At 66.3% G+C, this 3,813-nt stretch carries 1 protein-coding gene; it reads right to left on the reverse strand.

Features of this window, described 5'->3' with window-relative positions; all coding sequences use genetic code 11:
* Positions 1-133 precede the first annotated feature (133 nt).
* Positions 134-3,163, reverse strand: a complete 3,030-nt coding sequence (locus HMPREF1138_RS00280) for a prealbumin-like fold domain-containing protein (RefSeq protein ID WP_009055100.1) — start codon at positions 3,161-3,163, stop codon at positions 134-136.
* Between the last annotated feature and the right edge of the window lie 650 nt (positions 3,164-3,813).

The raw sequence follows: 3,813 nt of genomic DNA on the forward strand, positions 1-3,813 counted from the left end.
GGTTGAGTGACGAGCGGGGCGCTGTGGATGTGGTCCACAGCGCCCCGCCTCGCGTTTGTTAGCGCCTCGCGTCAGTATCGTCTCGCGTCAGCTTGCGACCCTCCTGCGGGCCTCGCGTCAGTATCGTCTCGCGTCAGCTTGCGACCCTCCTGCGGGCCACGCGCCGGGCGGCCAGCGCCGAGGCGATCAGGGCCGCCGAGGCCGCGAGGTACGGGTACAGGCCCGGCCCGCCGGAATAGGGGAGCGTCGGGGCCTCCCGGTCGGCCACCATGATGGTCGCCGTGAACTTCCCGTCGATGATCATGCCCTGCACGTCCAACGTCAGGTCGTTGTAGCCGGAGTTGTAGACCTGGACGGAGGCCTTCGTCCACTTGTTTTGGTCGAAGATCTCAGTGTCGGGCATGACGTTCGTGCCCGTGCCGTCGCCCAGCTGCGCGCTGAGCGTGAAGCCGATCGGCTGCGGCAGGAGCAGGTGCCCCTCGGGGGCCTTCGTCTCGACGAGCCAGTACTTCTTGTCCGTCGCCAGCGTCGTCACCTTCCAGTAGTACGGGAAGTTGCCGGTGTTCGACGCATCCAGGGTCAGGACCGGGGTGGCCGACCCGTCGACGCGCGGGTCCACGTCGTAGATCGCGAACTCGGACCCGGCGAGCGGGTAGTAGGAGTAGCCCTGCGCGTCCACGTACTCGTTGGCAATTTCGGGCCACTGGAGGTTCGTGAACTGGCGGCCCGCCTTCGCGATGACGACCGTTCGCACGCGCACGGGGGCGCACGCCTTGTTGTTATCGGTGCCGTCCGAATCTCGACCCGACGCGGCGATGACCTCGCTGTACAGGCCGTATCCCGAGCGCGGCGGCCCCAGGTAGCGGCACGAGAATCGCGACTCGTCCACGTTCGCCGCTTCCGAGCGCGTCACGTTGACGCGCACCCAGTACTCGCGCGAGGAGTTCGCGGGCAGTGGGTCGCCGCTCGTGATCTGGTAGCGCCCGCCGGCGGCGGCCAGCTCGGTCCCCGCGCCCAGGCCCTCCTGCGTGGCGGCCACGCGCACCGAGTTGATCGTCAGGCTGGAGGGGAAACCGGGCGCGACCTGCAAGGCGCCCGTGTCCCCATCCAGCGACCCGCTATTCGTCGCGGTCACCTTGTAATCCACGTCGAAGGTCACGGGGCCGTTGCCGCCGCTCGTCACGAGCTCCTGCTTGACGCTCACGTCCGCTCGGCGCGCTCGATTCGTGAACGTGCAGTCGATCGTCAGCGCCGCCGCGCTGGCCGCCGCCCCGACGCCCGCGAAATTAACGCTCTTCGTGTCGGTGTCCACGGTCGCGGCCACGGCCTCGCCCGCGCCGTTCACGCATGAGATCGACTCAAGCGTCCACTCCTCCGAGGGGTCGGCCGGGGTGACGTCCGCCTCGGTGATGGTGAAGTCGGAGTGCCCCACGAGGAACGCCCGGTACGAGGCCATGGACGCCCGCTTCGACTCGCCCAGGCCGGAGGGGGTAAGCGTCTGGTTGAAGGCGCCGTCCTCGACCCAGCCGGACACCGCGGTTCCGTCCGGGGTCGTCGACGAGGCCATGGCGCCGGCGGGCGCGTCGCTGGCGTCGCTGGTCGCCGTGGAGGTGAAGGCTACCGAGGGCTGGGTCGCTCCCGCGCCCGCGCCGTCCATCTCGGTGACCTTATGGATGCGCACGTAGCGCTCCTGCGTGATCGAGGCGTACAGGCACGCGAAGCTCATGTTGCGTTCGGGCGTGCTCATGGACGTGACCGGCTGCGCGCCCTGTGGGGGAGCGGCCGGGCACGAGGCGCTGCGGCCGTTATCCGTGAACCCCCAGATCGTCATGCGGTAGCGGATCCCGTCCTTCTCCCACACCGTGTCCGGCAGCGTGGAGGAGGAGATGGACAGCGTGTCGTTCGAGGCCGGGGTGCGCAAGGAGATATCGACGGCGTCCGGCCAGTCGTTCTCCGCGCGCTGCGCTTTCGCCCAGCCGGCAGTCTGGTTGATGTGGCCCTTCTGCCCCTTGTTGTACAGGTCGTAGCTTCCGTTGCCCGCGCCGACGTGCTGGGCGCACACGGTGCGTCCCGTCAGCCACTGGTCGGAGTTTCGCCCATCCGGGTTGTAAAGACGCGCTGGGCCCGTGAACTTCCCGCCGATCTTGCGGCGGCTACCGTTCGCGGCCACCGAGCCGTCAGGGTTCGTGTCGCACACGCTGTTGGCCACCACCGTGTAGGCGCCGCCCGCGCGCGGCACGACCGTCGTCTCCGTGTCGTCCTGGGACTCTTCGAGATCCCAGGGGATCGCCCCCTGCATCGCGAAACCGTCACCCTGGATGCGCAGGTTCAGATCCCCGTGGAAGAAACGCTGAGGACCCACATCGGTCAGCGTCTTCTGTTGCCTGCCCGTGCCTCGTTCCAAGTTGTTGAAAATTGGAAGGTTGTTGTTGCGCAGCGTGCCCAGCAGGAATGGCTGTCCGGCCGCGACCGTGCCCGGCGTGGCCGGCTGGAAGCCGACCGCCGTCTGCTTCCAGGGCGCTATCTTGCCCTGGACGGTGGTCTCGTTGTTGTAGAAGATGACGCCGTTTTCCGCGGGGTTTTCGCCCCACGGCAGCGAGCGCGTCGTGTAGCTCCAATAGCCCTGCGCGGCCAGCGAGGACTCCAGCCACTGGGCGCGCTTCCAGCCCGACCCGTCCTGCAGCGAGCCGCCCGGCCACGGCCCCCACTGGTCCAGGGGCTTGACCCACCCGTCGCGCGACCACATATTCGGCTTGTAGGTCTCCATGTAGGCGTATCGGTCCACCTGGTTGCGCGTATCTTCGACCGTGCCGTAGTAGACCAGGCGGCGGAAGTTGTAGTCCCACACGCCCGGCTCGTCACTGGGGTCGATGAAGGGGTAGGTGCGCTCGGTGGGCGAGTCGTTGACGACCGAGTCCGTGAAAATCGAGGCGACGTTGTTGATGGTGAAGGAAGCGCCGCCGGGTTCCTCCGCGGCTTGCGCGGCCTGCGTGGTTTGCGTGGCTTGCGTGGCTTGCGTGGCCTGCGCGGGGGGCGCCACGACGAGGCCTCCCACCAGGAGTGCCGATGCGCTCGCGGCCCACGTGCGAGCCGCGCGCCGGGCGTGAACGGCCGAGTGGGGCAACGCGGGCGTGGCGTGGCCGTGTGTGGATGTGCGATGCATGAGTACTCCGTCGTCCCGGGGCCCGTGGTTATTACAAAACTGACTAGTGGTCATGCTATCTGTGCTGATAGGCACGTGCAAACATTTGTCACGCCTGGATGGTTTGTGGGGATAGTCATTCGAGGCGAGTTTCGGTCGGCCCGTTTCTCTGCGCGGTTGGGGTGTGTGGGCTGCTTGGCCCCTTGTCTGCCCGGGGGCGTGTGGGCTGCTTGGCCCCTTGTCTGCCCGGGGGCGTGTCGGGTGCGGAGCGCGGCGGGCGCGGTGGGCGCGGCCCTGGTGACCCTACGGTCCCCCAACAATGTCATGGTTCCCCAACAATGTCGCATGCAATTCCCATGTAAACCTTTCAAATGTTGAAATCGGATCGTTGGAATTGCAACGTTTGTAGGCTTTATTGAATGTTTAAGTAATCGAATTGCATGCGACTTTTAGGGGGAGTGTTCGGCCTGGCCCTGGTGACCCTACGGTCCCCCAGCAATGTCATGGTTCCTCAACAATGTCGCACGTAATTCCCATGTAAACCTTTCAAATGTTGCAATCGGATCGTTGGAATTGCAATGTTTCTAGGCTTTGTTGAAAGTTCAGGCAATCGAATTACGTGCGACTTTTGGGGCGGCTCGGGGGCGCGGCGGGTGATCGGGGGCGGCGCG

Origin of the sequence: Actinomyces sp. ICM58, from assembly GCF_000283035.1 — a bacterium.
GTDB lineage: Bacteria > Actinomycetota > Actinomycetes > Actinomycetales > Actinomycetaceae > Pauljensenia.

Excerpts from the sequence above, each read along its gene's own strand:
- HMPREF1138_RS00280 (WP_009055100.1), bottom strand. The coding sequence starts at position 3,163 with ATGCATCGCACATCCACACACGGCCACGCCACGCCCGCGTTGCCCCAC.